Origin of the sequence: Rhizobium sp. CB3060 (genome assembly GCF_025200735.1) — a bacterium.
Taxonomy (GTDB): Bacteria; Pseudomonadota; Alphaproteobacteria; order Rhizobiales; family Rhizobiaceae; genus Rhizobium.
The window spans coordinates 3,979,459-4,005,407 of the sequence record NZ_CP104158.1 but is presented as its reverse complement, the minus strand read 5'-3'; the positions used below and the strand labels follow the sequence as shown (position 1 = coordinate 4,005,407).

General features: G+C 61.3%; 30 protein-coding genes. 18 read left to right on the top strand and 12 right to left on the bottom strand.

From position 1 onward, the window contains the following. The first annotated feature begins 5 nt into the window (after window positions 1-5). Window positions 6-1,091, top strand: coding sequence for a DUF1513 domain-containing protein (locus N2601_RS19270; RefSeq protein ID WP_260303296.1), 1,086 nt, complete (start codon window positions 6-8; stop codon window positions 1,089-1,091). Between the two features lie 6 nt (window positions 1,092-1,097). Here the strand turns inward: N2601_RS19270 and N2601_RS19265 are convergent, their stop codons facing one another. Beyond that, window positions 1,098-1,775 (bottom strand): GntR family transcriptional regulator, encoded by a 678-nt coding sequence (locus N2601_RS19265; RefSeq protein ID WP_260303295.1) that lies wholly within the window; start codon window positions 1,773-1,775, stop codon window positions 1,098-1,100. Window positions 1,776-2,103: 328 nt separating this feature from the next. On the opposite strand from N2601_RS19265, the gene N2601_RS19260 reads away from it, so the two are divergent. Continuing rightward, on the top strand, window positions 2,104-2,907 hold the full coding sequence (locus N2601_RS19260) for an alpha/beta fold hydrolase (RefSeq protein ID WP_260303990.1): 804 nt from the start codon (window positions 2,104-2,106) through the stop codon (window positions 2,905-2,907). A gap of 14 nt (window positions 2,908-2,921) precedes the next feature. Here the strand turns inward: N2601_RS19260 and N2601_RS19255 are convergent, their stop codons facing one another. After that, window positions 2,922-3,998 carry a DUF2252 domain-containing protein gene (locus N2601_RS19255; RefSeq protein ID WP_260303293.1) on the bottom strand — a complete coding sequence of 359 codons (1,077 nt, stop codon included), beginning with the start codon at window positions 3,996-3,998 and terminating at the stop codon, window positions 2,922-2,924. A 158-nt stretch (window positions 3,999-4,156) separates the two neighbouring features. On the opposite strand from N2601_RS19255, the gene N2601_RS19250 reads away from it, so the two are divergent. From N2601_RS19250 to guaA, 3 genes are all read left to right on the top strand, one after another. Beyond that, on the top strand, window positions 4,157-4,603 hold the full coding sequence (locus N2601_RS19250) for a PaaI family thioesterase (RefSeq protein WP_104821734.1): 447 nt from the start codon (window positions 4,157-4,159) through the stop codon (window positions 4,601-4,603). After that, window positions 4,600-5,241 carry a 5'-methylthioadenosine/S-adenosylhomocysteine nucleosidase gene (locus N2601_RS19245; RefSeq protein ID WP_104821733.1) on the top strand — a complete coding sequence of 214 codons (642 nt, stop codon included), beginning with the start codon at window positions 4,600-4,602 and terminating at the stop codon, window positions 5,239-5,241. Before N2601_RS19250 ends, N2601_RS19245 begins: the two co-directional genes overlap by 4 nt. Before the next feature lie 94 nt (window positions 5,242-5,335). Further along, window positions 5,336-6,898, top strand: coding sequence for a glutamine-hydrolyzing GMP synthase (guaA, locus tag N2601_RS19240; protein ID WP_104821732.1), 1,563 nt, complete (start codon window positions 5,336-5,338; stop codon window positions 6,896-6,898). A 98-nt stretch (window positions 6,899-6,996) separates the two neighbouring features. Here the strand turns inward: guaA and N2601_RS19235 are convergent, their stop codons facing one another. Further along, window positions 6,997-7,746 carry an SDR family oxidoreductase gene (locus N2601_RS19235; protein WP_104821731.1) on the bottom strand — a complete coding sequence of 250 codons (750 nt, stop codon included), beginning with the start codon at window positions 7,744-7,746 and terminating at the stop codon, window positions 6,997-6,999. Window positions 7,747-7,992: 246 nt separating this feature from the next. Here N2601_RS19235 and N2601_RS19230 point away from each other — a divergent pair, with 246 nt between their 5' ends. Beyond that, complete coding sequence (locus N2601_RS19230; protein WP_245463919.1) at window positions 7,993-8,487, top strand: TetR/AcrR family transcriptional regulator; 495 nt, start codon at window positions 7,993-7,995, stop codon at window positions 8,485-8,487. A gap of 108 nt (window positions 8,488-8,595) precedes the next feature. Here the strand turns inward: N2601_RS19230 and N2601_RS19225 are convergent, their stop codons facing one another. The 3 genes from N2601_RS19225 to N2601_RS19215 all read right to left on the bottom strand — a co-directional run bounded on the left by N2601_RS19225 (window position 8,596) and on the right by N2601_RS19215 (window position 10,853). Then, a complete protein-coding gene (locus tag N2601_RS19225; RefSeq protein ID WP_104821730.1) occupies window positions 8,596-9,036 on the bottom strand; it encodes a hypothetical protein in 441 nt (146 codons plus the stop codon). A gap of 203 nt (window positions 9,037-9,239) precedes the next feature. Beyond that, window positions 9,240-10,499, bottom strand: coding sequence for an RNA polymerase sigma factor (locus N2601_RS19220; RefSeq protein ID WP_104821729.1), 1,260 nt, complete (start codon window positions 10,497-10,499; stop codon window positions 9,240-9,242). Window positions 10,500-10,505: 6 nt separating this feature from the next. Then, window positions 10,506-10,853 carry a YciI family protein gene (locus N2601_RS19215; RefSeq protein WP_104824959.1) on the bottom strand — a complete coding sequence of 116 codons (348 nt, stop codon included), beginning with the start codon at window positions 10,851-10,853 and terminating at the stop codon, window positions 10,506-10,508. A 240-nt stretch (window positions 10,854-11,093) separates the two neighbouring features. Between N2601_RS19215 and N2601_RS19210 the strand changes: the two genes are divergently transcribed. Both N2601_RS19210 and N2601_RS19205 read left to right on the top strand, forming a co-directional pair. Next, window positions 11,094-11,465 carry a YciI family protein gene (locus N2601_RS19210; protein ID WP_104821728.1) on the top strand — a complete coding sequence of 124 codons (372 nt, stop codon included), beginning with the start codon at window positions 11,094-11,096 and terminating at the stop codon, window positions 11,463-11,465. A gap of 140 nt (window positions 11,466-11,605) precedes the next feature. Further along, a complete protein-coding gene (locus tag N2601_RS19205) occupies window positions 11,606-12,019 on the top strand; it encodes a GFA family protein (protein WP_104821727.1) in 414 nt (137 codons plus the stop codon). Window positions 12,020-12,043: 24 nt separating this feature from the next. On the opposite strand, the gene N2601_RS19200 is transcribed toward N2601_RS19205, so the two are convergent. Next, window positions 12,044-12,994 (bottom strand): LysR family transcriptional regulator, encoded by a 951-nt coding sequence (locus N2601_RS19200; protein WP_104821726.1) that lies wholly within the window; start codon window positions 12,992-12,994, stop codon window positions 12,044-12,046. Window positions 12,995-13,121: 127 nt separating this feature from the next. On the opposite strand from N2601_RS19200, the gene N2601_RS19195 reads away from it, so the two are divergent. Further along, complete coding sequence (locus N2601_RS19195) at window positions 13,122-13,655, top strand: hypothetical protein (RefSeq protein WP_104821725.1); 534 nt, start codon at window positions 13,122-13,124, stop codon at window positions 13,653-13,655. Window positions 13,656-13,687: 32 nt separating this feature from the next. Here N2601_RS19195 and N2601_RS19190 read toward each other — a convergent pair whose 3' ends face one another. Together N2601_RS19190 and N2601_RS19185 are read right to left on the bottom strand one after the other, a co-directional pair. Beyond that, entirely contained in the window at window positions 13,688-14,251 is a 564-nt protein-coding gene (locus tag N2601_RS19190; protein ID WP_104824958.1) for a methylated-DNA--[protein]-cysteine S-methyltransferase, read from the bottom strand. 172 nt (window positions 14,252-14,423) lie between these two features. Next, on the bottom strand, window positions 14,424-14,552 hold the full coding sequence (locus tag N2601_RS19185) for a hypothetical protein (RefSeq protein ID WP_260303290.1): 129 nt from the start codon (window positions 14,550-14,552) through the stop codon (window positions 14,424-14,426). 246 nt (window positions 14,553-14,798) lie between these two features. On the opposite strand from N2601_RS19185, the gene N2601_RS19180 reads away from it, so the two are divergent. Continuing rightward, window positions 14,799-15,419, top strand: coding sequence for a 2'-5' RNA ligase family protein (locus N2601_RS19180; protein WP_104821724.1), 621 nt, complete (start codon window positions 14,799-14,801; stop codon window positions 15,417-15,419). A gap of 14 nt (window positions 15,420-15,433) precedes the next feature. On the opposite strand, the gene N2601_RS19175 is transcribed toward N2601_RS19180, so the two are convergent. Both N2601_RS19175 and N2601_RS19170 read right to left on the bottom strand, forming a co-directional pair. Beyond that, the gene (locus N2601_RS19175) at window positions 15,434-17,068 is read right to left on the bottom strand and encodes a SulP family inorganic anion transporter (RefSeq protein WP_104821723.1); all 1,635 of its coding nucleotides are present in this window, start codon (window positions 17,066-17,068) and stop codon (window positions 15,434-15,436) included. A 91-nt stretch (window positions 17,069-17,159) separates the two neighbouring features. Beyond that, on the bottom strand, window positions 17,160-18,038 hold the full coding sequence (locus N2601_RS19170; protein ID WP_104821722.1) for a LysR family transcriptional regulator: 879 nt from the start codon (window positions 18,036-18,038) through the stop codon (window positions 17,160-17,162). A gap of 92 nt (window positions 18,039-18,130) precedes the next feature. Here N2601_RS19170 and N2601_RS19165 point away from each other — a divergent pair, with 92 nt between their 5' ends. From N2601_RS19165 to N2601_RS19130, 8 genes are all read left to right on the top strand, one after another. Then, the gene (locus N2601_RS19165; RefSeq protein ID WP_104821721.1) at window positions 18,131-19,105 is read left to right on the top strand and encodes a quinone oxidoreductase family protein; all 975 of its coding nucleotides are present in this window, start codon (window positions 18,131-18,133) and stop codon (window positions 19,103-19,105) included. A gap of 284 nt (window positions 19,106-19,389) precedes the next feature. Next, window positions 19,390-20,571, top strand: coding sequence for an MFS transporter (locus tag N2601_RS19160; protein WP_104824957.1), 1,182 nt, complete (start codon window positions 19,390-19,392; stop codon window positions 20,569-20,571). Window positions 20,572-20,724: 153 nt separating this feature from the next. Continuing rightward, a complete protein-coding gene (locus tag N2601_RS19155; RefSeq protein ID WP_104821720.1) occupies window positions 20,725-21,786 on the top strand; it encodes a M14 family zinc carboxypeptidase in 1,062 nt (353 codons plus the stop codon). A gap of 99 nt (window positions 21,787-21,885) precedes the next feature. Then, window positions 21,886-22,236: an ArsC family reductase gene (locus N2601_RS19150; protein WP_104821719.1), complete on the top strand. Its 351-nt coding sequence runs from the start codon at window positions 21,886-21,888 to the stop codon at window positions 22,234-22,236. 50 nt (window positions 22,237-22,286) lie between these two features. Beyond that, a complete protein-coding gene (locus tag N2601_RS19145) occupies window positions 22,287-22,712 on the top strand; it encodes a putative toxin-antitoxin system toxin component, PIN family (protein WP_104821718.1) in 426 nt (141 codons plus the stop codon). 1 nt (window position 22,713) lies between these two features. Further along, on the top strand, window positions 22,714-22,941 hold the full coding sequence (locus N2601_RS19140) for a ribbon-helix-helix protein, CopG family (RefSeq protein WP_104821717.1): 228 nt from the start codon (window positions 22,714-22,716) through the stop codon (window positions 22,939-22,941). Window positions 22,942-22,972: 31 nt separating this feature from the next. Continuing rightward, window positions 22,973-23,446: a Cys-tRNA(Pro) deacylase gene (ybaK, locus tag N2601_RS19135; protein WP_104824956.1), complete on the top strand. Its 474-nt coding sequence runs from the start codon at window positions 22,973-22,975 to the stop codon at window positions 23,444-23,446. A 90-nt stretch (window positions 23,447-23,536) separates the two neighbouring features. Continuing rightward, window positions 23,537-24,790 (top strand): aminopeptidase, encoded by a 1,254-nt coding sequence (locus N2601_RS19130; RefSeq protein WP_104821716.1) that lies wholly within the window; start codon window positions 23,537-23,539, stop codon window positions 24,788-24,790. Between the two features lie 38 nt (window positions 24,791-24,828). Here N2601_RS19130 and N2601_RS19125 read toward each other — a convergent pair whose 3' ends face one another. Beyond that, on the bottom strand, window positions 24,829-25,938 hold the full coding sequence (locus N2601_RS19125; protein ID WP_104821715.1) for an endonuclease/exonuclease/phosphatase family protein: 1,110 nt from the start codon (window positions 25,936-25,938) through the stop codon (window positions 24,829-24,831). Window positions 25,939-25,949 lie beyond the last annotated feature (11 nt).

The window sequence follows — 25,949 nt, the reverse complement described above, 5'->3', positions numbered from 1 at the left end:
GCGCGATGCGCAGCGGCCTGATCGATCGCAGAGCTTTCGTCAAGGCGGCGGGGCTGACCTTCCTCGCGGCGCTCAAGCCCGGTGCCTTGATGGCGCTGGAGCGGGCCGATGCAGTCTATGCCTCCGGCATCCGCGCATCAGACGGTTCCTTCGCCGTGGCGACGGTCACCGAGCGCGGCCAGATCCTTGATCAGGTGGCACTGCCCGCCCGCGCCCACGGCATGGCCTTTTCTAAGGTAACCGGCAAGACCGTCGCCTTCGCCCGCCGCCCCGGCACCTATGCGATGATCTTCGATCCCTGGAACAAGGGCGAGCCCATTGTCATCACCTCGCGCGAGGGCCGGCATTTCTATGGCCACGGCACGTTTTCCCCTGATGGAAAGCTGCTCTACGCCAGCGAAAACGACTTCGACAACAACAGGGGCATGATCGGCATCTACGACGCCCGCAATCGCTTCGCGCGGATCGGCGAATACGAAACCTACGGCACCGGCCCGCATGACATGACAGTTTCCGACGACGGGACGCTGTTAGTCGTTGCCAATGGCGGCATCGAGACTCATCCGGATTTCGGCCGCACCAAGCTCAACCTCGATCATATGGAGCCGTCGCTGACGCTGATCGACGCGGCAACCGGCCGGCTGATCGAAAAGCACGCCTTGCCGCCACAATATGCCCAGGTCTCCACCCGCCATGTCGATATCGACGCGCAAGGCCGCATCTGGTTCGCCTGCCAATATGAAGGCCATCGCAACGACCTGCCGCCGCTCATCGGCCATTTCTCCAAGGGCGAAGACCTGACCTTCGTAACCCTGCCCGACGATACGACCCGGGCGCTTGGAAATTATGTGGGCGCCATTGCCGTCAATCGCGCCGAAAACCTCGTCGGCGTCGCCTCGCCGGTCGAAGGCACGTCGGTGACGCTCGATGCGAAGACAGGCAGGGTGCTGAAGGTGGAAAGCATCGCCGACGCCGCTGGCATCGCACCGGCACGGCATGGCTTTGCCGTTTCCTCCTATCGCGGCGATTTCCTGGGCGAGCACAGCGATGTCGCCTGGGATCAGCATATCGTGCGCATCACCCGCGGCTGACGCTGCCTAAACTAGCTTGTTGCCTTCAATGAAACGCCGCAACGCCGTCGCCGCGTTCAGCATATGCGCCCGCATGCGCCGCGACGCCATTTCCCCGTCACCCTCTGCGATTGCCTGCATGATGGCTTCATGCTCCGCCCGGGATCGATCGAGGCGCTGTTCTTGCTGCAATTGAGCGCGGCGGAAGGCCATTAGACGATTGCGGATCGCGATTGCCTGTTCGGCGAGGAAGCTATTGTGGGTCGCCTGATAGATCGCCTCGTGGAAGGCGCGGTTGAAGGTATCATAGGCATCGAAATCGCCCTTTTTCACAATAGCTTCGGATGCATCGTGCAGTTCGATCAGGTGGCTACGCTCCAGGGGCGTCATGCGATAGGTGGCGAGCCTGACGCACATGGCTTCGATTTCGGCTGCCGTCTCGAACATGTCCATGATGCGCTCGGGCGTCATACGGGCGACGACGACGCCCCGCCGCGCCCGCACTTCGACTAGGCCGTTTGCCGCCAATTGTCTTAATGCCTCGCGAACCGGCGTGCGCGAAGCGCCGAAGCGATCGGCAAGGTGCTGCTCGTCCATCGCAGCGCCCGCTTCCAGCTTACCCGCCGCGATCTCATCCGCCAGCGCGTTGCGGATACGATCGGACAACAATTCGCGATCCTCAGTGTCATCCGATCTATCAGCCATTTCTCATTCTCCCGCGTCCATACTGCTTGTATGCAAAAACATCTCTGCGCCTCATTTTTGCATGCAAATCCTCCATCACGCAACTGTTACGCATCCAATTATTGACAGATATCACCATCTAGAATACAAAAACGATCAACGAGAGCGCTCTTGCATGCATAAAGCAGCCTCGAATACCCATCCGGAATGCAAGACGGAGCCACATTTGATCCGTTCGGGCAAATGCCGCTCCCAGAAATACGAAACCTTCAAGAAGCTCACCGCTCCAACATCCGGCGCGGACGGCTTTCTGGTGCCCGTTTATCCTCTAGCCACAAGGATCACGATGATGATGATGACCAGACGGAATTTCTCGACCGCGCTCATTGCCGGCGCCGCCGCCTCCTTACTTTCGACGCGCGCCATGGCCGCCAGCAGCGCGGCCTCGAGTTCGGGTTCCGCGCTCCCGGCGCCGCCAAAGGCTCGCAACGTCGTCCTTGCCCATGGGCTCTTCGCAGACGGCTCCTGCTGGACGGAAGTCATCGCGCGGCTGCAGGCCAAGGGGCTGAAGTGCACGGCGGTGCAGAACCCACTGACGACGCTTCCCGAGGCGGTTGCGGCCGTCCAGCGCGTTCTCGATCGCCAGGACGGCCCGACAGTCCTCGTCGGCCATTCCTTCTCCGGCATGATCGTGACGGAAGCCGGTGTGCATCCGAAGGTTTCTTCGCTGGTCTATGTCGCAGCCCGCGCACCGGATGCAGGCGAAGATTATACGGCGCTCGCCAAGACATATCCGACGCCTCCGGCATCGGCAGGCATTGTCTTCGACGGCGATGAAGGACGACTGACAGAGGAAGCTTTCCTGCGGGATTTCGCCGGCGACCTGCCCAAGGCCAAGGCAGAGGTGCTTTATGCTGTGCAGGAGCCCTTCCAAAAGGCCTTGCTGACCGGGAAGACCACCCAGGCCGCCTGGCGCAGCAAGCCGAGCTGGTATGCGGTCTCCACCGAAGACAGGACGATCAATCCGGATCTGGAACGCTTCATGGCCAAGCGCATGGGCGCCAAGACCATAGAAGTGAAGGCCAGCCATCTCTCGCTGATCTCGCACCCCGATACGATCGCCCGTCTGATCCTTGAAGCCGCCGGGCATTGACCGGCTTTGCCGGTTTAGCCCTTCGCCGCGAACTCCGCCTGCTCCATGCCGATCGCGACCGCAGCCGCCTTGGCGGAGTTCCTCAGCCAGTCCACCTCCCTCCTGTCGAGGTCAGCTAGAATGCCTGGAATGCGGGAGGCGTCATCGGCATGGCAGTTGGCGATCTCGAAACCCATCAGGTCGAGCATCGCCGGCGACAGCAGGAGCTGCGCATCGCCCTCGACTTCGATCTTGCGGCTGTTTGGCGACAGCCGACGGACCAACAGCTTGCCCACCACCTGATAGTGCGGATCGGGAGAGCGGGCGCGTCCGGCGGCAATGACGCCCGTGTGGATCGTCGTGTCGGACGGATTGTGTCGGAGCGACCAGGCGGACTGGGCGAGCGCCTTGACCTCGCGGATCACCGGCCCGCCGCGCCATTCGACATCGGCGACAAAGCGCGGGCGGCCGAGGCTACCGGTGCCGGCCGTGCGCGGCTTGGCGACAAAAGGGAGCTGCTCATCTGGCAGCGATCGCCGCAGCACTTCAAGGTAAGGCGCAGGAACCGGTTTGGCGGAGGGCGGCAGATCGCGATATTTGTCCCAGAAAGCCTTGCGCTCGCCATTCGAGAGGATGACGTCATTGCGCAGCCACTTGTAATCACGCTCCAGGATGACCGGTGACGGCGTCTTCAACCCACGGCGATAGCCGCCCAAAATGGCCTCGGCGATGGCGCGCGGCGGCGGCGCGGTGGCGCCTCGCGCAAGGATCGCACTCGTCGCCAAACGCACAAGGTCCAGCGCATAGGGCATTACCGCCGCATCATCGAAATCGTTGGCGCCCCAGACCAGCCGCCCCTCCTCGTCGCGCCAGGTGCCGAAATTCTCCAGATGCGTATCGCCGATCGCCAGCACCTGCGGCGCGCCCGCAAGATGGGGGCAGATGTCGAAGATGGTCTCGGCCCAGCGCCAATAGGTGGCGCGCAGAAAGACAAAACCGCCGCTCTTCATTTTCTTGTGCTTCTTGTCGAGATCGGCATCGACCAGATCGTCCCCCAATTGCGTCCGCATCCAGGTCTCATAGGCTCTCGTCGATTGCAGGATCGTCGTCATCTCGGTTCCATCTCGAATCTGTTGATGCGTATCGAATACCCAGCATCATGGGAAAACAATGTCGATCGCGCGTTATTTCCGCGAGGCGAATTCCACCGCAGTGCCCTTGTCCAAATCCTCCTGCCATGCCAATTTCGCACCCCGCGAAAGGGAATGGGATGACTGGGGAAAGCAGCGACTTTCGGGCGCGTATTCGAACGAGTTTCGAGCGACAGGCGGCGATGACGACGATCGGCGCGGAGCTGACGCGCGTCGAGCATGGCACGGTCGAGATCGAGTTGCCGTTCGACGTCAAGCTGACGCAGCAGCACGGTATTCTACACGCCGGCATCATTGCCGCCGCGCTGGATTCGGCCTGCGGATTTGCGGCTTACAGCGTCATCGATCCTACAGCATCAATTCTTACAATCGAATTCAAGATCAATCTGATGTCCCCGGGACGCGGCGAGCGGTTTCTGTTTCGCGGCGATGTTACCAAGCCCGGCTCCACCATTATCGTCGCCGATGGGCGAGCCTATGCCATCAGCGACGGGCCTGCCAAGCTGATTGCCTCCATGACCGGAACGATGATGGTCATCCGAGGCCGAGAGGGAATTACCGGATGAAATTCGAACTGAAACGCGTATCGGGAAAGTCGATCCTGTTCGTCATGGCGGCGGAGGCGGAATACGGCCCCTTCCTGCGCTCCCGCATCGACCCGCTGATGACCGGCGTCGGTCCAGTCGAGGCGGCGATCGCCATGACGAAAGCGTTCGCTCAGCTCGAAGCGCAGGACGATTTGCCGGACATGGTGGTTTCGTTAGGTTCGGCCGGCTCCTCCAAGCTGGAGCAGACGGAGGTCTATCAGGTCACCTCCGTTTCCTATCGCGACATGGACGCCTCGCCGCTCGGCTTTGAGAAAGGCCGCACGCCGTTCCTCGACCTGCCCGCCACGATCGAGCTGCCGTTGCGCATTCCCGCCATTCCGGAAGCAAGCCTCTCGACCGGCGGCAATGTCATCTCCGGCGCCGATGCCTATGGCCGGATCGCCGCCGACATGGTGGATATGGAGACCTTCTCCGTACTGCGTGTCTGCCAGCTCTACGACCGGCCGCTGATCGGACTGCGCGGTATTTCCGATGGCCTAGTCGAGCTCCAGCACATTTCCGGCTGGACCGAATATCTGCACGTCATCGACCGCAAGCTCTCCTACGCCGTCGACGGACTGTTCACTGCGCTGGAAGACGGCGTTTTCTGGTTCTGAACGGCGCGGCGGCTGATACAATCGGGACAATAAAATCGGCCCTCGCGCGATTTGCCGGATTGCCAGGGAAAGCGCTTTTCATTAAAGGCTCGCCATGACCCAGACAGCACATCCAGACACCGTTCTCATCGTCGATTTTGGCAGCCAGGTGACGCAGCTCATCGCACGGCGCGTGCGCGAAGCGGGCGTCTATTGCGAGATCGTCCCCTTCCAATCCGCCGAAGCCGGCTTCAAGCGGCTGCAGCCGAAGGCCGTGATCCTGTCCGGCAGCCCGGCCTCGACCGTGGATGAAGGCTCGCCGCGGGCGCCGCAGATCATCTTCGACAGCGGCTTGCCGGTCTTTGGCATCTGCTATGGCCAGCAGACCATGTGCATGCAGCTCGGCGGCAAGGTGGAAAGCGGCCACCATCGCGAATTCGGCCGCGCCTTCCTGGACGTCGACAAGGATTGTGCCCTCTTCGAAGGGCTGTGGTCGCACGGTTCGCGCCATCAAGTGTGGATGAGTCATGGCGACCGCGTCACCGCGCTGCCCGAGGGCTTTGAAGTCGTCGCCACTTCCTCGAACGCGCCTTACGCCTTCATCGCCGACGAGAAGCGCAGATATTACGGCGTGCAGTTCCATCCGGAAGTGGTGCATACGCCTGACGGCGCCAAGCTGATCGGCAACTTCATCCACAATATCGCAGGCATCAAGGGCGATTGGTCGATGTCGGCCTATCGTGCCAAGGCGGTGCAGGCGATCCGCGATCAGGTCGGCGACAAGCGCGTCATCTGCGCACTGTCCGGCGGCGTCGACTCTTCCGTTGCCGCGCTGCTGATCCATGAGGCAGTCGGCGACCAGCTCACCTGCATCCTCGTCGACCACGGCCTGATGCGCAAAGACGAGGCGGCCAATGTCGTCGCCATGTTCCGCGAGCACTACAATCTGCATCTGCTGCATGTCGACGCCTCCGACCGCTTCATTGGCGAGCTGGAGGGCGTCAGCGACCCCGAGACCAAGCGCAAGATCATCGGCCGGCTCTTCATCGAGACCTTCGAAGAGGAAGCGAAGAAGCTCGGCGGCGCCGATTTCCTCGGCCAGGGCACGCTCTATCCGGATGTCATCGAGAGCGTTTCCTTCACCGGCGGCCCCTCGGTCACCATCAAGTCGCATCACAATGTCGGCGGCTTGCCGGAGCGCATGAAGATGCAGCTCGTGGAGCCGCTGCGCGAACTCTTCAAGGACGAAGTGCGCGTGCTCGGCAAGGAGCTCGGCCTGCCCGACAGCTTCATCGGCCGCCACCCCTTCCCCGGCCCCGGCCTCGCCATTCGCTGCCCGGGCGGGATCACCCGCGAGAAGCTGGAGATCCTGCGCGAGGCAGACGCCATCTATCTCGACGAAATCCGCAAGGCTGGCCTCTACGACGCCATCTGGCAGGCCTTCGCCGTGCTGCTGCCGGTCCAGACCGTCGGCGTCATGGGCGACGGCCGCACCTACGAATTCGTCTGTGCGCTCCGCGCCGTCACCTCCGTCGACGGCATGACGGCCGATTTCTACCATTATGACATGGAATTCCTCGGCCGCGCCGCGACCCGCATCATCAACGAGGTCCGTGGCATCAACCGCGTGGTCTACGACGTAACGTCGAAGCCGCCCGGCACGATCGAGTGGGAATGAGGGGCAAGCTGCGGCCATAGCGTAGTTTCGGCAGCGATATTCGCTGCCGAACTTTTGCAGTCACTCGCTGTATCTCCCCCTCCGCGCCGCCGGGACACTCAGATCTGAGCCCAGCCACCATCGACGCAGAGTTCGCTGCCTGTGATGTAAGCCGAGTCATCGGAGGCGAGGAACAGGACGGCCTTGGCGATCTCATCAACGGTGCCGCTGCGGTGCATTGGAATTTGGGCGTGCACCTGGGTCTTCGTCTGTTCGATCATCTCCTCGCTCACTCCGGCTTTACGTGCTTGGTCCGTATCGATGTAGCCAGGCGCCAGGGCATTTACCCGTATGCCCTTGTCGGTCAGCTCCGCGGTGAGCGACCGTGCCAGCGAGCGGATGGCTGCTTTCCCCGCCGAATAGACGCTGACATAGGGGCGGCCTTGTCTGCTCAGGGTCGAGGTGTTTAGGATTATCGAGCCGCCGGAACCCATCAGCGGCAGGAGCTTCTGCACCGTAAAATACGTCCCTTTGAACGTGTTAGCGACCGTGAAATCGAATTCTTCTTCGGACGTGTATTCAAACATGTTCGGTCGCGCGCCCCCGGCGTTCGCGAAAATAATGTCGACGCGGCCATGCTTTCTCTCGACATATTCGCGAAGCGCTTCGATGTCCGACATCCTGGAAATATCACTGCGGACCGCGTCGGCGCCATTTCCGATGCTTTGCACGGCAGCGTCGAGCGCCGCTTGATCGCGGCCGGTGATGACCACCTTTGCGCCTTCGCGTGCGAACAGCTTGGCCGTCGCCAGTCCCATTCCTGAGTTACCGCCAGTGATGACAGCGATCTTACCGTCCAATTTACCCATATTCGTCTCCTAATTCGCTTCCTAAGGCGTCACCGGCAACCACACGGGGCTAGAGCATCGGCGACGGCTGTAATATATGAAGCATTATTCAGTTTTTGGATTCGCATATGGAAAACGCTGCTCCGTCACCGCTAAACCGCCGGAAACTACCGCGTCAGGTCCGATCCATCGTCACCGTGAACGCTATTTTCGAGGCGACCATTCAGGTTTTGCTGAGCGATGGGCCGATCCGCCTGAACACGACGCGTGGCGCGTCGTGCCGGCGTTTCGGTCGGAACGCTGTACCAATATTTCCCGCATAAGCAGGCCTTGCTTTTCGCTGTGCTGGAGCGGCATCTCGCGTTGCTGGCCGAGGCTGTGGAGAAAGCGAGCGACGAAAACCTGTACGCTCCGGTGGAGACAATAGCTCGGGCGGTGGTGAAGGCCTATCTTGACGCAAGGATGGCGCAAACCGAGGTCGCGCCCGCCCTCTACCTCATCGCTACGGAGCTTGATGCGCGCGAGCTGATCGAATCGGCGTCCCGGCGGAGTGAAAGGGCGATCGAGGCGATGCTGTCCACCGCCAGCGACGGCCGTTTCGCCGATCCGCACGTGATCGCCCAAACAATGACGGCAGTGATTTACGGAACGGTCCCGGCATTCTGCAAACGGGTCATGCCCCCGGCTGTGGGAAGCGAGGCCGAAAAACAGCTAACGATAATGTTTCACTCTTATCTCGTCGCGAGCAGCACTGCGGCATAGCACAAGTGGCGAAAGCCACTTCCTGAATGCACTTTTCCGGAAGTGCCCGATCGCCAAACTCAGCAAATCGGGCCTCTCCGGGGAGATGACGAACGGAGCAACAGCCCCTTACTTCACCGTGATGCTCAGACCGCTGATATCGGCATTGATTTGCAGGCCTACCTGCCTGCCTGTGAGTTCGAGCTGAGCGCCCTTGTCATTGGTCATGACGATCACCTGGGCTCCTTTGACGACCGCGCCGCCGCCGCCCACTGCGCCGTACACTCCCGACACATCTCGAGCGCGGCGAATGTGGCGCACGGTACCACTGAAATACGTCTTGGAGGCACCGAAGGCGAGGCCGCCCGAGATGCCGCCGATCGTGATGGGGTAGCGCCGGCCGTGGAAGGTCAGCGTGCCCTCGCCGCCGGAGCCACCGACGAAGAAGGCTGCCTTGTAGACGGCGAAGCGGATCGTGCCGCTGTCGGCATGCGCGGCACTGGCAAAGCTGATTCCCGCGGCGGCGATGACGGCAACCGCGACTGAACGAAATCCGGACGAAATCTTCATGATGAGAGACTCCTGAAAAAGCGCCGCTTACCCCAGCCGGCCGGGCACGACGTTAGCGTCGTATCAAAGTTATAACTGAACAGTCTCGCGCGTCATTAGTTCCAAGCCATAATAGTAACATATCAAAATAATCGCGCGAGAATGAGGGGTTACACCTTCCAGCCAAGAAGGCGAGCTCGACCGGTCCGAGCGGAACACCAAGCTCAGCGCGGCGGCGTTAGGCTTTCGGTCTGCCGCCTTTGCAAAAAGCGGCGGACGACAGGATCTATTTCCAACGCAATCGCTTGGTCATAGGCTTCGCGGGCCGCTGCCATTTCCCCCGTTCTCGCATGGAGTTCGGCGCGCGCTGCCCAATATGGCTGATATTCGACCAGCCGGCTGCCAGGGGCCAGTATCGGCAGCGCCGCCAGCCCTGCCGCAGGCCCGCGCGTCTGCGCCACGGCGATCGCGCGATTAATTGCCGCCACCGGCGAGCCGGTAATTGCGCAAAGGCCATCGTAGAGGCGCTCGATAGCCACCCAATCGGTCGCGCCTGTGCGGCGTCGCACGACATGCGCCGATTGGATTGCCGCTTCCAATTGATAGCGGTCGAAGGCGTCAAGCGTACTGGCGCGAATAAGCAGATCTTCAGCTTCGTCGATCAACGCTTCGTCCCATAGAGCGGGATCCTGATCGGCCAGCGGCACGAATTCGCCGGCCGGACTGCGCCGGGCGCCACGCCGAGCATGCGAATAGAGCATCAGTGCAAGCAGGCCGAGCGCTTCAGCCTCCTTCGGTAAGAGCGCGACGATCAGCCGGCCAAGCCAAATCGCCTCCTCCGCGAGGTTGCGCAGGCTCGCATCGGTGCCGGCCGGGTCGCTCCAGCCTTCCGTATAGGCCGCATAGACCGCTTCCAGGACCGCCGCCAGGCGTGCGCGCATGTCTGCCCTGTCGGGCACACGCAAGGGAATCCTGGCGCGACGGATCTTGTTCTTGGCCCGCGCCAGCCGTTGGCCCATTGCCGCCGGCGAGACCAGGAAGGCGGAACCGATTGTCTGGGCGTCAAACCCAAGGATCGTCTGCAGGATCAACGGCGCTCTCACTCCAGACTCTATTGCCGGATGCGCGCAGGCGAACATCAAAGCCAGACGCTCGTCTGGAATGTCTGGTGCGAGGCTCGCCGTTGCCTCCAACTCTTCCGCCATGAGCTTCAGATGCTCGGAGGCAACGGCGCTTACTCGTCTGCGCCTGACGGCGTCGATCATCTTGCGCCGGGCAACGGCAAGCAGCCAAGCCTCGGGGTTTAGCGGCGCGCCATTGGCCGGCCAATCGGCCAAGGCAGACGCAAAGGCCTCCGACAGGGCGTCTTCGGCGCCGGCCACATCGCGTGTGCGGGCCGCAAGGATGGCGACCAGTTTGCCATAGCTTCGACGCGCCATCGCTTCGGCAGCTTTGATGGCGGACCGGTCATCTCCTTGCGACATGATAGTTCAATAGACCATGAGAGGGCGAACCTCTACCGTGTCCTGCCGGGCGCCGGGACAGCGCGCCGCCCAGGCGACGGCGCTATCGAGATCATCAGCCTCGATAATATAATAGCCGCCTAACTGCTCCTTGCTTTCGATATAGGGGCCGTTGAGAACGGTGGCCTTGCCCTCCGGCGCACGCACCACGGTTGCCATCGAGGAATCCTGCAATCCACTACCCGCAACGTAGGCTCCGGCCTTTTTCAACGTTTCCGTATAGGCCGCATAGGCCGCAAACGTCTCGGCTTTCTGTTCCTTCTTAGCATTCTTATGCTCGGCTTCGTTCCAATACACCAACAGCATATATTGCATGATGCGTTCCTTTCTCTCGATACGCGCAGCCTGATGGCCCGCTGCGACAAAGACGTTTGAACCGGCGAGATTTTGACAGGGCACTGGAAGAAACTAGGGGCATCCATCGATATCTTCGACGCTACTCTCATGGGAACGGTCGTGTCGCTAAAAAATCGCGAGACGGTGTCGGTTTCCAAAAACTCCGTTCGTCATTCCAATGTCAGGCCGATGCGGCCAGCTCAAACAGGGAGACGGACGATGCGTGTGATGGTGATCGTGAAGGCTACGGAAGACAGCGAGAAGGGGTTCCTCCACACGGCCTGGGAGGCGGAGATGATGGAAGCGATGGGCAGATTCAATGACGAGCTGAAAGATGCCGGCATCATGCTCGACGCCGGCGGCCTCAAGCCCACCTCGCAGGGCAAGCGCATTGCGTTCGAAGGCCCCGGCCGTGCGGTCATTGATGGGCCTTTCGCCGGTGGTCGCGAGATGGTCGCCGGCTTCTGGATCTGGGACGTCAAGGACATGGACGAGGCAATCGCCTGGGTGAAGCGCTGCCCCAATCCCATGCCGGGACCGAGCGAGATCGAAATCCGGCCACTATACGAGATGGCTGATTTGCAGCAATAATCCGACGGGCAGAAGTTACGCGCGGGGCTTTGCCTGTTTTATCCGCATGCCCGATGCTTCTGCATAATCCCTGAAATACAGCGATTGACAGCCGACGAGCGGCGCGGATGCTTTGCCAGTCAAATATGGAGGGCTGATACATGGCGAAGAAGCACACCGGTCAGTGCGCATGCGGGGCCGTCAAATTCGAGTTTGATACCGATCCTACCTTTGTTGCCGTCTGTCACTGCCTCGACTGCAAGAAGGCGTCAGGCGGCGAGGCGGCGACGTTCTTCGGCGTGCCCGAGGATGATTTTGCGCTGGTCAGCGGCGAGCCGAAGGCGTTTCACTACATCGCCCAATCCGGCAAGGGCCTGGATCGCAACTTCTGCCCCAATTGCGGCGCCAGGGTCTTCAGCAGCAAGCTGGAGAGCTTCCCCGGAATGATCTTCGCCACGATCGGCTGCCTGGATAGTTCCGCGGGCATCGAACCGGTGCTCGAGATGTTCACCAAGCGACGTCTTGAATGGGTGAAGCCGCTCGACCTTCCGCAATTCGAGAACATGCCGAGCTGAGTCCAAGCGGGCATATCGATGTGATCATTGGTGCGATCTAGCTGGGTCGCCTCTGCGCGGAGCGTCGTTGCTGCGGTATCTGACATGCTCGATGAATGCGCGCAGTTTGGGCAAAACCTGGCTTCTGCCCGGGTGGTACAGAAAAACCCCGGGGGTTGTGACGGCGAAGGAGGCGAGCAGCACTTGCAAGCGGCCATCGGCAAGAGCCGCTTCGGCGAGCGGGCTTGGCACTTGCGCAATTCCCGCACCCTGGATGGCAGCTCCCAGGACCGTGGGGTAGTCATGCGCGATGAGCGGCCCTGAGACGATTGCCTCGACCGCCTTGCCGCCGTCGACAAAGGACCAGGGCGCGACCGACCCGTTTGTGCGGCGCATGCGCAGGCAGGCGTGGTCACGCAGATCGTCGATACGCTCCGGCCGCTTGTGCCGAGACAGGTAATCGGGGCTGCCAACGACTACAAACGGGAACGGCGGCGTCAGCCGTACCGCGACCATGTCGGCGTCGATGAACTCGCCCAGCCTGACACCGGCATCAAATCCTTCGGCTGCGAGATCGACCAGCTTCTCGCTTACGGCGATCTCCACCTCGATCGCGGGATAGGCCTCGCAGAAGGACGCGATCAGTGGCTCCAGCACGATCGGCACGACCGAACGCGGCACGGCGAGGCGCAATAATCCGGCCGGCCGCTCTCCGAGTTGACCGGCGACCTCGCTTGCAGCGACGAGCTCTTCGAAGGCCGGCTTTGCGCGCGACAGGAATCGTTCTCCTGCTTCGGTCAGGCCCACGCTGCGCGTGGTGCGCAGGAAGAGCGCTGCGCCGACGCGCGCCTCAAGTGCGCGCACCACTTGGCTGATCGCCGATGGAGTTACCCCGAGTTCCGCGGCCGCTCTGCGAAAACTGCGGTGCTCGGCAACGCTCAGGAACGCCTCCACCCCATCGAGCGCGCCTCGTCTGACTGTGAAATTCTGCTTCATGGCCCGTCAACATTATAGCGAATAGTCGCCAGGCGATAGCGGTCGTACATCTGACCCGGACGGCCCGGCTCGGCATTCCGACCACCGTGTTTGAGACCGCATGAGCTAGCACACCATAGGAGGCTACATGTCGCCCGCAATCATCTTCCAGCTACATCTCGTTCTGGGTTACGTCCCCTGGCTGCTCTGCTTCGGAGCCTACGTCTGGCCGAAGCTCAAATCCATGGATCAGGTCGAAGCGCAACGCGCCATCGCCACGCTGCACAGTTTCCGTTTCTTCGGGCTGGTCTTCATTGTTCCCGGCGTCGTCGGCCCCAATCTGCCCGCCGGCTTCGCGATATCAGCCGCTTATGGTGACTTTGCAACCGGCCTGCTCGCCATGCTGGCGCTTCTCACCGTAAGGATACGTCCGCTCTTTTGGCTGTTCACCATTGCCTTCAATGTTGTGGGGACAGTCGACCTCATCGTCGACTACTATAATGGCACCCAATTCGACCTTCCCGGGTTCGCCGGACAGTTGGGCGCCACCTACGCAATCCCGATCATCTATGTGCCTCTATTGATGATCACGCATGTCGCCGCGTTCTATCTGCTGCTGCGTCCTCAGCCCGGAACGGCTCGGGCCATCGCCGGAGATGCGGCCGCATCCACGGACGCGTGACCCTCCGGGCGCGTTATGCACACGACCAACGTTCAGAAACCCAGGGATTGCTGCACGGGCTTCGGCGGCGCGAGCTGGACGCCTTCCAGTTCCAGCATGCGAGCCTTGGCGGTCGAACCGCCGGGCGCGGAGAAGCCGCCTATCTTGCCGCCGGCGGCCAAGACGCGGTGGCAGGGAATGATCAGCGCCACGGGGTTCTTGGCCATGGCCTGGCCGACGTCGCGCGCCGCTTCCGGACCGGCGCCGAGCTGTTTGGCTAGCGCGCCATAGGTGGTGGTGTGCCCCCACCCTACCTGCCTCGCTGCGGCATAGATCTGCTTGAAGAAATCGTCCTGCTCGCTGAGATCCAGTTTCACGCCGGAGAAATCGATTGTTTCGCCAGCGAAATAACGCTTTACGGCGGCAACCGCATCGGCGACATCGGGCGTCGGCGCGCTAGGTCGTGCATTTGGCAAACGGCGAAGCATGAGGCGCTCGGTCGCCTCAGCGCTTTTCGTCGGCAATTGGAAGCGAGTGACACCGATGTCGTTCCACGCAATCCCACAGAAACCACCGACGGTTTCGAAGATCAGATAATGTTGCCTTGTCTCGCTCATGGCAAAGTCTCCGTGTTTCCACTTGCCATGAAAATCGTGCCTCTGGCACCCGAATTCAACCCGATTCTTGCGCAGGCCGATTGTTGCCAACATTTTGCGGAGTGAAGGAAGCGATGCCGATGCTGCGACGGCAACATCCGCCACACCACTTCCCACCCAGCTTGGGAGCTTATCAATACCCTCCGCCGGCCGGAGCCGAATTCTGCGTCATGCCGCCGCCGGAGCCGGTGGTGGAGCAGGCGGAGACGCCGAGACCGATGAAGGCGAAAAGAACGGCGGAGAAGATGGTTTTGATCAACATGTGAGGTCATTCCCTTGTTGAGAGCGGGCCAAAATGCCCTGACCTGCGGTGAACAATCGAAGGGCAGTTTTATTCGGTGCTTTTTCCAAATCGAGGGATGCGATGAAATATCCGATCTTCCCGGCCAATTGCGGCCACTTCAATTTGTTCTCTATTTGTTCTTGATTTTAAGACTAGGCGACCGTAGGATATCAGCGCTCAGCAAGAACAGCACGAGGCAAGGCCGGCTGGCTTTGAAGCGATCTCATGAAGAACAACGCACAGCTTTCGCTCAATCTTGGCGGAGGATCACGAGTCAGGAAATCTGAAGCCGATCCGATGCATTCGGCTGGTCTTTATTTTGCTGTACTGCCTGATCGGGAGGTTGCTTCGTCAAGTGCCAAATTAGCAAGCGATCTGCATCGGCAATACCGTTTCTTCGCAAAGCCGCGCCCCTCGGATCTGTTTCATATTACGCTTTACCAGTTGGGCTCCTACGCCGGCATGCATGAGCCACCGCATGAGATCGCATTTGCGGCAATGCAAGCGGCGTCGACCGTCAGGAAGCCATCATTCCAAGTGGTTTTCGATCGAGCCGTCAGCTTCGGTAATGGCGACAATCGCCCCCTTGTCCTATGGTGCAAGGAAGGAAATGCGGAACTGAAAGCGCTGCGTCAAGAACTGGATGACGCAATGCGGTTCACCGGCTTTGCAAATAACGATAGAAGGGAATTTGAGCCGCATATGACCTTGCTATATCGGGGTCAATTGATTCCGGAAGTCGTGCTTGACGAACCCGTAGGGTGGACCGTCCGGGATTTTGTGCTGGTCCATAGCCTCCAGGGGGAAGGCAGGCACGAGCATCTTTGCTACTGGCTGCTGAACTAAGCCGGCTACAGAGGTCAGCCGTTCCCCACCGCCGGTGCAACCACCGCGGCCGCGTCGTCAACGCTGAAGCTGCAGCGATTTTCGAGATCGGTCATTCCGGCAGCGGCCATGAGGTCGCGGGCTTTATCATGAGCACGCGCGAATTGCACGCGGATGCCGGCAATGCGCATGGCATTGTCGAATTCCATCAAAGCGTCGAGCGCGGAGCTGTCGAGATCGAAGCTTTCCTCCAGACTCAGCACCACGGCCTTCAGTCCCGTTTCGGCGCGGCTGCGCATCAGAATCTCGCCAAGGATCATATCGGCATTTCCGAAAAACAGCGGCTCGCCGGGACGCCAGATCGCAATGCCGGGCGTTTCTATCGCCTCCGGGTGGCGGCTGACGTCGACGAAATTATGGCTGCCTCCCAGCCGTCCGAGGCGGGCGACATAGGGGGATGCCAATCGATGCATCATTGCGACGAGCGAAAGTACGATCGCCAGCAGCATGCCGTTGAGGACGCCGAAGATCAGTACGCCAGCCGCGGCACCGAGCGCGACATAGAAATCACGATGAAGCCGCCGCAGTCGAAGGATCGGGCCGGGGTCGAGCGCATGCGTGAGGGCCGCAATCACCACGGCGGCAAGCACCGGCTCCGGCAGCCGCGCCACCAGCGGCCCGGCGCAGGCGATCAGAATGGCAAGGCCGATGGCGGCAAAGACGGCGGTGGCCCGCGTCTTGGCCCCTGCCGCCTCACTGGCGAAACCTGCGGAAAAACCGGCGCCGACAGGCATGCCCTGGACGACGGCGCTGGCGATATTGGCAAAGCCCAACGCCCCCAACTCGCGATTGACCTCCAGAGCATCGCCGTAGCGCAGCGCCAAGGCCCGCATCGTACCCCAGGATTCGGCAAAGAGAATGAGCACCAGCGGCACGGTAAATTGCACCAGCCGCGAATAAGCGGGCCAGCCGGCATCGGGAAGCGAAGGCCATTGCGGCAGGACCTCGATCGTCCCGACCAACGCGACACCATGGCCGTCGAGGCCAAAGGCAGAAGAGGCGAGGATGCCGGCAGCGAGCACGAGGAAGGCGCCGGGGACGCCCGGCAGCCGCTTGAGCAATAGCAGTGCGACCAATGCCACGATGCCGACGGCAACGCTTGCGATGTTCCACCTAGGAATTGCCGCCAACAGCGCGCCGGCATAGCTGAAGATATTCGAGCCCTGCACGGGGACGCCGACGAGAATCGGGAGCTGATGCAGGATGATGGTAATCGCCAGTCCCAGGGCAAAGCCGCGCAACACCGGGCGCGAGATGAAGCCGGTAATGCCGCCCAGGCGCAAGGCGGCGGCGATGACGAAGAGGATGCCGGCCAGCGCGACGGCGATGGTCGCGAGGCTCGCCTTGACGGTGGCGTCTCCCGGAACAACCGCTAGCGTCGCCGCAAGAATGGCGGCAGATGAAGAGGTCGGTGAGACGATGGCGAAACGGCTGCGTCCGAAAATCGCGTAGACCAGACAGCCGGCAATACCGGCGAGGATCGCTCTATGCGGCGGCAGACCGGCGATACCGGCATAGGCGACTGCTTCGGGCAGCATCAGGCCGGCAACCGATATGCCCGCGATCACATCGGCTTTGTTTATCGCGGGCCAGCCGCCGAGCTTCGTCATCAATCACCGACCACAGGAATCGCCAATCTGTCTAGGTGTAGAGTTTCGCTGGCAGGCTGCAACAGGAAAGTAAGCATGACGAACCGTTGGCTTACGTGGCCCCGTCAGCCTCTCTCAATGGACACGTTCTGCCGATCGTTTCGCTGACAAAATCCATCACTGCGCGGATGGCCGGAGAGCGGCGCAGATCAGGATAGGTGACGAGCCAGAGATCGCGCGTGGGTGACGGGATCTCCGTCGGCAGACGCGTAAGCGCAGCTTCACCGTCGCCGAGAAAGGCGGGGAGCGCGACGACACCGAGACCAGCGAGCGCGGCTTGCAATTGACCGAAGACGTCGCCGGCGCGGAAAACGATCGGGCGGCCTGCAAGCAGGCTGCGCAGCCAGGTCTGCTGCGTCAGATGATCGAGCGCCGCATCATAGCCGATGAAGACCCAGCTCTCCTCCGGTGTTGCGGCAATCTCAGGGACAGCATAGAGCCCGAAGCGCATGACGCCGATGCGCCGCACCAGAAGATCGCTTTCTTCGGGCCGCGACATGCGCACGGCGACATCAGCCTCTCCATGATCGAGAGCGGCGCGACGGGTAACACCGGCGATCGTCAGCGTGATATCGGGATGTTCGGCACGAAAGGCGACCGCTTTCGGGGCGATGAGGTGGGCGGCGATCGATGGCGGCGCGCTGATCTTGACTGCGGCGGAAAGCCCCGCAACCGCGCTCTTTGAATAGCGTCTGATGGCCTCGACATTGTCCTCCATGCCGGCCACCAGCTCGGCGATCGCCCGGCCATCGGCCGTCAGCGGCGAGGTGCGCGGCCTACGGTCGATCAGGCGCAGGTCGAGCGTACGTTCTAGTGCGGCGATGCGCCGGCCGACCGTGGCATGGTCGACGCCGAGCTCACGCGCAGCCGCCGAGAGCGAGCCGGTCCGCGCCAGATAAGCGAAATGAAGAAGGTCCTGCCAATCGATCATCTGTGCATTATTGCACAGATACCGTGAACTCATACCGAATTTATTCAGACGCACCTTTGTGATCAAAAGCCCGTCTGAAAGGAGACCGTTCAATGCCCTTAGCCATCGCCATCACCGGTCCCGGCAGTCCCGAAACCATGACGCTCGTTGATCTTGCCATCACCGAGCCGGGTCCCGGCCAGGCCCGCATCCGCCAAAGCATTTCCGGCGTCAATTTCGTCGATATCTATGTCCGTTCTGGACTGTACCCTCTGCCGCCCGGCCAGACCGTTCTCGGCTTCGAGGGCGCCGGCATCGTGGAGGCAATCGGCTCCGGCGTCGAAGGTCTGTCGGTCGGCGATCGCGTCGCCTATGTCGGCCATCCGCTGGGAAGTTATGCGGAAGTGCGCACCCTGCCTGCCTCCCGGCTGGTGAGGCTGCCGGACGATGTCAGCGAAAGGCTCGCAGGCAGCACGATGTTGCGCGGGCTCACCGCCCATATGCTGCTCCACAAGGTTCATCCGCTGCAATCGGGCGAATGGGTGCTGGTGCATGCTGCAGCCGGCGGTGTCGGGCAGATCGTGACGCGCTGGGCCAAGCGGCTCGGCGCCAACGTCATCGGCACTGTCGGTTCCGAAGCCAAGGCGGGATTTGCCTATGAAGCCGGCGCCGACGCCGTTCTCCTGCATAATTCCGAGGATTGGGTGGAGGAAACGCGCCGCATCGCCAACCGCCGGGGCGTGCATCTCGCCATCGACGGCATCGGCGGCGCGATGCTGTCGCAGACGCTCGCCACCGTCCGGCCCTTCGGCATGGTCGCCAGCATCGGCCAGGCCGGCGGCCCCATTCCTCCGATCCAGATCGAGGAACTGACCGCCCCCCGCGCCATCGGTCTCGCTCGCCCGAGCGTATTGACCTACGCCAACGATCCCGATCTCTATCGACGGGGCGCCGAGGCGCTGATGATGGAATTGCAGGCCGGCCTGATCAATCCGATTGGCGCGGAATACGCACTGAAAGATGCGGCCAGAGCGCATGCCGACCTTGAGGCGGGGCGGACGACGGCAAGCGTGGTGTTGACGATGTGAACCCAAGGGCAAGGTGGCGCTATCGTCACCTTGTCTCCCTTCCCGCGGCCGGGCCTAGTGCGGTTCCCTTCCGCCACGGCGCTGAACACAATTGCTTGAAGACGCCATGAATTTTTGCTGCAAAGCAGCAATTTCATTGACCCCACCGTTTCCCGCCTGATACGAAATTGATCCGTGACGTCGCACGGTCGATGGGCCGTTGCCGCCACTCCTGTCCGGTACGAACCCCGATCCGCATGGCAAACAGCAAGGACACCGCGCGCGGTGCCCGCAGGCGATATCTCGTGAACACTGCCTCCCAGACCATCCAGTCCACCTCGACACTATCCCTCCTTTCCATCGTAGCGCTGACCTTCTTCGGCTATATCGCCATCGGCCTGCCGCTCGCCGTGCTGCCGACCTATGTCGACAGCGGTCTCGGTTTCGGCGTCGTCTGGGCCGGCATCACCATCAGCGCGCAATATGTGGCGACCATCATCAGCCGCGCACAGGTCGGCCGGCTTTGCGACCAGTATGGGCCGCGCCGTTCGGTTTTCCTCGGTTTCATCGCCTATGGATTTTCCGGCGCCCTGACGCTCGCATCGGCGCTGGTGACGGGTGCTCCGGTTCTGAGCCTGGCGCTGCTGCTTGTCGGCCGCTTGGCGCTGGGTGTCGGTGAAAGCCTGGTCAGCACGGCGGCGATTACCTGGGCGATCGGGCTGATGGGCGCGCGCGAAACTGTGCGCATCATCTCCTGGAACGGCATCGCCACCTATGGCGGCATCGCGCTTGCAGCACCCTTCGGCGCCTGGCTGGAGGGGCAATATGGTTTCTTCGCCACGGGCGCCGTGACGATCGGCCTGGCAATTGCCGGCCTGATGCTGGCGCAAACGCGGCCGGCCGTACCCGGCGTCAAGGAGAAGGGCATCGGCACCGGCCAGGTCCTCAGCCGTGTTGCGCCTTTCGGCGTGGCGCTGGCGCTTGCCTCCAGTGGCTTCGGCGTGGTGATGGCCTTTGTCGCTCTCTTTTTCCATAGCCGCGATTGGGATGGGGCTTCGCTGGCGTTGAGCGCTTTCGGCCTGGCCTTCATCGGCGTCCGCCTCGGATTGGCGCAAGCCGTCGCGCGCTTCGGCGGCTTGCCGCTGGCACGCGTCTCGCTGGTGGTGGAGATCCTGGGGCTGATGGCGCTGGCCTTTGCTCCCTCGCCCACGGTCGCAATCATCGGCGCAGCTCTTGCCGGAGCCGGCTTTGCACCGATCTTTCCGGCGCTCGGCAACGAGGCGATGGCGCACGTTCCAGCACAAAATCGCGGCGTGGCGCTTGGCCTCTATTCGGTTTTCCTGGATGTGGCGCTCGGAAGCACCGGCCCGATCGCCGGCCTGCTTGCCAATCAGTTCGGCTATACGGCACCCTTCCTCCTCGGTGCCGGCGCCGTCCTGCTCAGCCTCGCCCTGATCATGAGCCTGCGCAGGAGCGGCGGCCTATAGAACAGAAGCGATGACAAAGGCTCCGGAAGCGGAACCTTGTCTTTCGGCAGGCGGTGAAACAAGTTCTGATCCATCCGCGCGCCGCCTTCCCATAATTGTTGCGGACGGAGGCCACGACTTGGTATCGGGCCATCATAAGCAGGAGAGAAACACATGGACATTACGCACATCACTATCGACGGCGATACGCCGGGGATCGCGTGGCGGTTGCCCGTGTTGCATTTTTCAGGCAGCGAGCCGGATGCGCCGAAGGTCTATATCCAGGCGGCGCTGCATGCCGGGGAACTGCCGGGCACGGCGCTGGCCCATTTCCTCTGCGAGCGGCTGCGGCAGGCGGAGACGGAAGGCGCGGTTCTGAGCGATATCATCGTCGTGCCGCATGCCAATCCGATCGGCGCGGCGCAATCGCATTTCGGCGAAATGCAGGGCCGGTTCGATTTGGGCACGCGCACCAATTTCAATCGCGACTTTCCGCTGATCTCGGCGCGCGACCGCCATCTGCTGCTCGAAAACCTGGGGCGCTACCCGGCCGCTGACCGGCTGAAGCGGCAGCTCATCCATATGGCGCTTGCGGCCGATCTGGTGATCGACCTGCATTGCGATGACGAATCCCTGCAATATGCCTATATCGACGACGCCTTCTGGCCGGAGGCAGCCGATCTGGCGGCGGCGCTGAACATGGACGCCGTGCTGCTGTCGGATGGTGAAAGCTCCGCCTTCGAGGAGGCTGTCAGCTTCGCCTGGAAATACGAAGTGCCCGGCGAGAAGAAGGCGCGGCTACCGGGAAAACTGTCTGTGACCGCCGAATTGCGCGGCACGCGCGATGTCTATCCAGAGATGGCGAAGAGGGACGCCGAAGGGCTCTGGGGTTTCCTCGCTGCCCGCGGCGCAGTGCGGGATGAAGGCGTGAGCCTGCCGAGCTTTACCGGGCCCGCCGTGCCGCTCGACAATGTCGAGATAATCCGGGCGCCGCAGGCCGGTACCGTGCTCTTCCATCGCAATATCGGCGAACATGTCGATGAAGGCGATCTGCTGGCGACGATCATTACCGCTCCCGGCATGCCGAATGGGACGATCGATATCCATGCTCCGCAAGCCGGCCTCATCGTCACCCGCGTCTCCGATCGCCTCGTGCGCCGCCGCGGCGACTTGATGAAAATCGGCTGTGACAGGCCGAGCACGGCCGCCCGCAAGCCGGGAGCGCTGGAAGACTGAGGCACCTCAGCGGACGTATGACCGTCGAGCCGTCCCCAGACTTTCGCTCATCTCCGCTTGCGTGCTATGCGAGAGCGCACAGCAAGAGACGGATTCGACATGACGATTACCATTTACGGCATCAAGAATTGCGACACGATGAAGAAGGCACGGACCTGGCTGGAAGGCCATGGCATCGCCTATGATTTCCACGATTACAAGGCCGTCGGCATCGACCGCGACCATCTCGAACGCTGGACCGCGCAAGCCGGCTGGGAAACCGTCCTCAACCGCGCCGGCACCACCTTCAAGGCACTCCCCGAAGAAAATCGCGCCGATCTCACCAAGGACAGGGCCATCGCGCTGATGCTGGCCCAACCTTCGATGATAAAGCGCCCGGTGCTGGAGGCCGATGAAAAATTGTTGATCGGGTTCAAGCCGGAGATTTATGCAGGCATTTTCGGAAACTGACTAAAGCCAATTGGCTTCCAAAATGATAGCATATATGCTATCAAAAACTGATGAAAGTGGTCGTCGACACAAATATTTTCGTCTCAGCCATCATGAATGCGGATGGAGCTCCGCGGCATGTCATTCGTCTTTGCCTTGAAGGACACCTAATTCCACTAGTCGGTAACGCCCTCTTTGCTGAATATGAAGATGTATGCGGAAGAGATGCCCTCTTTGATGATCGGCTGATATCGAAAGACGATCGGATAGCCTTGTTGGATGCTTTCCTTTCAAGTTGTTTGTGGACCCCCATATACTATTTGTGGCGCCCGAATTTACGTGATGAAGCAGACAATCATCTGATCGAACTAGCAGTCGGCGGTGGTGCTTCAGCTCTGATAACGGCAAATAAGAGAGACTTCGCACGAGCTGAATTACTATTTCCACGGTTGGAAATCCGCACAGCAGGTGAATTCCTTACTCAAAGGAGGCTTTGACATGAGTACACTGACAATCCGCCTTCCAAACGATCAACATGAGCGACTGAAAGCTCTTGCCGCCGCCCGCGGCACGAGCCTCAACAAGCTTTTCGAAGAACTTTCAACGAAAGCGCTGACTGAGTTCGACGCCGAAACACGCTTCCGCCTGAGAGCAGCAAACGGTGATAGCGCGCGCGGATTGGAAATTCTTGAAAAGCTCGACCGCATTCATTCTAAGCGCGGATGAGATCCGCATCGCCAAAGACACCGGTATCCGCATGTCCAAAACCACCCGCGCCACGCAGGTGCTGACTCAGGCCAAGGTTGCCTTCACCGTCCATACCTATGACTACGATCCGAATGCCGAGCGTGTCGGCATGCAGGCGGCGGAAGCGTTGGGCGAGGAGCCGCATCGGGTGTTGAAGACATTGATGGCGGAGGTGGATGGCAAGCCGGTCTGCGTGGTTGTCCCCTCCGATCATGAGGTCAGCATGAAAAAGCTCGCCGGCGCGTTTGGCGGCAAATCGGCGGCTATGATGAAGCCCGCCGATGCCGAGCGGCTGACGGGTTATCATGTCGGCGGCATCAGCCCTTTCGGCCAGAAGAAGACGGTGCCGACGGCGATCGAGGCACAGGCGATGGCCGAGGCCTATGTCTATATCAACGGCGGCCAGCGCGGCCTGCAAGTGCGCCTTAACCCCCAGGATGCGCTGAGGATTTTGAAGGCGAAGGCCGCGCCGTTGATTGCCTGATCGTGCCAAAAGAACAAAACGGCCTTCATTTCCGTCGCAAACAAGTCTAAGTCTGGGACCGTTCTTCCGATCCTCACACGCAGGTTTGCCATGACGTTCGCCTCCCCCAACCATCATCCCGTCGATCCCGCCAAGCTGGAAAAGCTTGCCGAAGTGGCCGTGAAGGTCGGGCTGCAACTGCAGAAGAACCAGGACCTGGTTATTACCGCGCCGGTCGTCGCGATGCCGCTGGTGCGGCTGATCACCCGCGAGGCCTATAAGGCCGGCGCCGGTCTCGTCACCACGTTCTATTCCGACGAAGAAACCACGCTTGCCCGCTATGAATACGGCCATGAGGAGAGCTTCGACCGCGCCTCGAGTTGGCTCTATGAAGGCATGGCCAAGGCCTATGCCAACAACGCCGCGCGGCTTGCCATTTCCGGCGATAATCCGATGCTGCTCTCCGGCCAGGACCCGGCCAGGGTCGCGCGTGCCAATCGCGCCAACTCCGCCGCCTACAAGCCCGCACTGGAAAAGATCTCCAATTTCGACATCAACTGGAACATCGTCTCCTACCCCAATCCCTCCTGGGCGAAGTTGGTCTTCCCGGACGATCCGGAAGGCATCGCCGTCGCCAAGCTCGCCAAGGCGATCTTCGCCGCCTCGCGCGTCGACGTGCCGGATCCGATCGGGGCCTGGGCTGAGCACAATGCCAATCTGCACAAGCGTTCGGCCTGGATGAACGGCCAGCGCTTCGCCTCCCTGCACTTCCAGGGTCCGGGCACGGACGTGAAGATCGGCCTTGCCGATGGCCACGAATGGCATGGCGGCGCCTCGGTCGCCAAAAACGGCGTCACCTGCAACCCGAACATCCCGACCGAAGAGGTGTTCACCACGCCGCATGCGCTGCGTGTTGAAGGTCATGTCTCCTCGACCAAGCCGCTCTCGCATCAGGGCACGCTGATCGACAATATCCGGGTTCGCTTCGAAGGCGGCCGCATTGTCGAGGCGAAGGCGTCGCGCGGCGAAGAGGTGCTGAACAAGGTGCTGGATACCGACGAAGGCGCGCGGCGCCTCGGCGAAGTGGCATTGGTGCCGCATTCCTCGCCGATCTCGGCCAGCGGCATCCTGTTCTACAACACGCTGTTCGACGAAAATGCGTCCTGCCACATCGCGCTCGGCCAATGCTACTCCAAGTGCTTCATCGATGGCGCGACGTTGAGCCAGGAGCAGATCAAGGCCCAGGGCGGCAATTCCAGCCTCATTCACATCGACTGGATGATCGGCTCCGACAAGGTCGACATCGACGGCATCAAGTTCGACGGCTCGCGCGTGCCGGTCATGCGCAGAGGCGAGTGGGCGTAAGTCATCAATACCTTCGTTTCGATGGAGCGAAGGTATTTTCAGATATCGAGATCCACCCATACGGCCGCATGGTCCGAGGCGCCCTGTTTTTCCGCCGTCAGCTCCGGATAGACGTCCCAGCGCTTCGGCCTCGATCCCGGCCATAAGCCCCTGCGGAAAACGCCACCGCCTTGAACCTTGTCGAAAAGCGTCGGCGACAGGAAAAGATAGTCGATCTTGTTGGTGGTGTTGCAGAGGCCATAGGTACCGGGATAGCCGCCATCATCGAAGTCGGGATGGGTAAAGGCATCCTTCAGGGTGCTGGTGGTCAGCGGCTTCAGCGGCTGGCTATCGGGATAGTCGTTGAGGTCGCCGATCAAGGCGACGTAATCGACACCTTCCGTCAACAGCGCCTCGTAGATTTCCCGCGCCCGCTTCGCTTGCGTCCTGCGGCGGGCATCGGAAACCTGCACGCCGCCATAGCCCTTGCTTTTGAAATGGTTGACCAAAACGACGAGCGTCGCGCCGGCGGGCGTCGTAACACGATATTCGGCGCAATCCCGCGAGAAGAGCAGCGAACCATCCGGCATGCGATCATCGACATGGCTGCGCATGAAATCGATCGGGAAATCTTTCCGCGTCATGAGACCGACATCGATACCGCGCTCATCATTGCCGTCGATCACCATGACATGCGCGAAAGGATCGCCGCCGACAGCCGGCACGATCAATGAATTGAAGGAAGAGAGTGCCGGCCGGCCTTCGACTTCGACAATACCCAGCACATCGGCATTGACATCGCCGATGACGCGCGCCGTGTTGCGCATCGCCTCTTCATCCACCGGCTCTTCGCGCAGCTCCAGCGAGCCGACCCAATCGGCGCGGCCATCGGCGATGACGACGACACCGCCCGTCTTCGGCCGCGTCAACAGCGCACCGCGATTGCGCCGAAGGAGAACGAAGGGACCGGTATCGCTTTTCTCCAGGCCAAGCTGGACGATCAGTTCCGTCATCCTTTTCCGGTCGGCGTCGTTATAGCTCACTTGGCCGAGCAGGCCTTCGAGTGCGGCGAACTTCTCCAAGATCGGGCGGCCTTCATCCCAGCTATCGAGATTCATCGCCTTGGCGCGGTCGAACAGGTTTTCGACGTTATAAGAGGCCAACCTCATCGTATGGCCCT

Bases quoted from the DNA above. Each gene is read 5' to 3' on its own strand.
- N2601_RS19215 (WP_104824959.1), bottom strand. From the start codon at position 10,853: ATGCAATATATGCTGTTGGTGTATTGGAACGAAGCCGAGCATAAGAAT.
- N2601_RS19125 (WP_104821715.1), bottom strand. From the start codon at position 25,938: ATGAGGTTGGCCTCTTATAACGTCGAAAACCTGTTCGACCGCGCCAAG.
- N2601_RS19210 (WP_104821728.1), top strand. From the start codon at position 11,094: ATGCGTGTGATGGTGATCGTGAAGGCTACGGAAGACAGCGAGAAGGGG.
- N2601_RS19165 (WP_104821721.1), top strand. From the start codon at position 18,131: ATGCCCTTAGCCATCGCCATCACCGGTCCCGGCAGTCCCGAAACCATG.
- N2601_RS19270 (WP_260303296.1), top strand. From the start codon at position 6: ATGCGCAGCGGCCTGATCGATCGCAGAGCTTTCGTCAAGGCGGCGGGG.
- N2601_RS19195 (WP_104821725.1), top strand. From the start codon at position 13,122: ATGTCGCCCGCAATCATCTTCCAGCTACATCTCGTTCTGGGTTACGTC.
- N2601_RS19245 (WP_104821733.1), top strand. From the start codon at position 4,600: ATGAAATTCGAACTGAAACGCGTATCGGGAAAGTCGATCCTGTTCGTC.
- N2601_RS19145 (WP_104821718.1), top strand. From the start codon at position 22,287: ATGAAAGTGGTCGTCGACACAAATATTTTCGTCTCAGCCATCATGAAT.
- N2601_RS19180 (WP_104821724.1), top strand. From the start codon at position 14,799: ATGAAGAACAACGCACAGCTTTCGCTCAATCTTGGCGGAGGATCACGA.
- N2601_RS19150 (WP_104821719.1), top strand. From the start codon at position 21,886: ATGACGATTACCATTTACGGCATCAAGAATTGCGACACGATGAAGAAG.
- N2601_RS19205 (WP_104821727.1), top strand. From the start codon at position 11,606: ATGGCGAAGAAGCACACCGGTCAGTGCGCATGCGGGGCCGTCAAATTC.
- N2601_RS19225 (WP_104821730.1), bottom strand. From the start codon at position 9,036: ATGAAGATTTCGTCCGGATTTCGTTCAGTCGCGGTTGCCGTCATCGCC.
- N2601_RS19185 (WP_260303290.1), bottom strand. From the start codon at position 14,552: ATGTTGATCAAAACCATCTTCTCCGCCGTTCTTTTCGCCTTCATCGGT.
- N2601_RS19130 (WP_104821716.1), top strand. From the start codon at position 23,537: ATGACGTTCGCCTCCCCCAACCATCATCCCGTCGATCCCGCCAAGCTG.
- N2601_RS19260 (WP_260303990.1), top strand. From the start codon at position 2,104: ATGATGATGACCAGACGGAATTTCTCGACCGCGCTCATTGCCGGCGCC.
- N2601_RS19175 (WP_104821723.1), bottom strand. From the start codon at position 17,068: ATGACGAAGCTCGGCGGCTGGCCCGCGATAAACAAAGCCGATGTGATC.
- N2601_RS19170 (WP_104821722.1), bottom strand. From the start codon at position 18,038: ATGATCGATTGGCAGGACCTTCTTCATTTCGCTTATCTGGCGCGGACC.
- guaA (WP_104821732.1), top strand. From the start codon at position 5,336: ATGACCCAGACAGCACATCCAGACACCGTTCTCATCGTCGATTTTGGC.
- N2601_RS19235 (WP_104821731.1), bottom strand. From the start codon at position 7,746: ATGGGTAAATTGGACGGTAAGATCGCTGTCATCACTGGCGGTAACTCA.
- N2601_RS19265 (WP_260303295.1), bottom strand. From the start codon at position 1,775: ATGGCTGATAGATCGGATGACACTGAGGATCGCGAATTGTTGTCCGAT.
- N2601_RS19255 (WP_260303293.1), bottom strand. From the start codon at position 3,998: ATGACGACGATCCTGCAATCGACGAGAGCCTATGAGACCTGGATGCGG.
- N2601_RS19220 (WP_104821729.1), bottom strand. From the start codon at position 10,499: ATGTCGCAAGGAGATGACCGGTCCGCCATCAAAGCTGCCGAAGCGATG.
- ybaK (WP_104824956.1), top strand. From the start codon at position 22,973: ATGTCCAAAACCACCCGCGCCACGCAGGTGCTGACTCAGGCCAAGGTT.
- N2601_RS19140 (WP_104821717.1), top strand. From the start codon at position 22,714: ATGAGTACACTGACAATCCGCCTTCCAAACGATCAACATGAGCGACTG.
- N2601_RS19200 (WP_104821726.1), bottom strand. From the start codon at position 12,994: ATGAAGCAGAATTTCACAGTCAGACGAGGCGCGCTCGATGGGGTGGAG.
- N2601_RS19155 (WP_104821720.1), top strand. From the start codon at position 20,725: ATGGACATTACGCACATCACTATCGACGGCGATACGCCGGGGATCGCG.
- N2601_RS19250 (WP_104821734.1), top strand. From the start codon at position 4,157: ATGACTGGGGAAAGCAGCGACTTTCGGGCGCGTATTCGAACGAGTTTC.
- N2601_RS19190 (WP_104824958.1), bottom strand. From the start codon at position 14,251: ATGAGCGAGACAAGGCAACATTATCTGATCTTCGAAACCGTCGGTGGT.